This is a genomic window from Rhizobium sp. 01T444 (genome assembly GCF_056398305.1).
The window spans coordinates 1-667 of the sequence record NZ_JBFTPD010000210.1 but is presented as its reverse complement, the minus strand read 5'-3'; the positions used below and the strand labels follow the sequence as shown (position 1 = coordinate 667).

Annotated in this window: 1 protein-coding gene; it reads right to left on the bottom strand. The window is 71.3% G+C overall.

What is annotated here, in order from left to right; all coding sequences use genetic code 11:
* Positions 1-667, bottom strand: a 667-nt coding sequence (locus tag AC1DTN_RS38015; protein WP_477925319.1) for a GlxA family transcriptional regulator, incomplete at both ends; no start/stop codon positions are given.

Sequence of the window (667 nt, the reverse complement as noted above, 5' to 3'; positions counted from 1 at the left end):
GGCGCAACAGTGCGCGCAGMGTGACGCCGTCGGCATAGCCCACCAACCCGGCGATCTGCTCCAGGCTCTTGTCGCTGGTCTTCAGCAGATGGACCGCGCGCTCCACGCGCAGGTCCTGCACGTAGGACAGCGGACTCTTGCCCAGCACCTGCTGCGTCCGGCGCGCCAGCGTGCGCTTGCTGGTGCCGGCCGCCTGCGCCGCGTCGTCCAGCGAGAAGCCTTCCGCCAGCCGGCCGCGGGCCCAGCGCTCGAAGCGCTCCACCATCGGATCGGCATGGGCCAGGTGATCCTGGATCACATAGGCCGATTGCGAGGGACGCGAATCCACGATCAGGTAACGCGCCACCAGGCTCGCGAGCTCCGGGCTGGCCTGGCGCACCAGCCAGAGCGCCATGTCGACGTGGCCGAGCGCGGCGCCCGCGGTGATGAAGTCGCCCGAGTGCACCAGCATGCGCGAATCGTCCAGCCGCACGGCCGGGTAGCGCTGCCTGAACATGGCGCCCAGCCACCAGGTGGTGGTGGCTCGATGCCGGTCGAGCAGGCCCGACTCCGCCAGCACGAAGGTGCCGATGCATGCCGCTGCGATCTTCACGCCGCGGCCGGCATGGTCGCGCAACGCCGCCCCGGCATCGGCCACATCGGGGCGCTGCAGCGCGAGGCCCAGCCC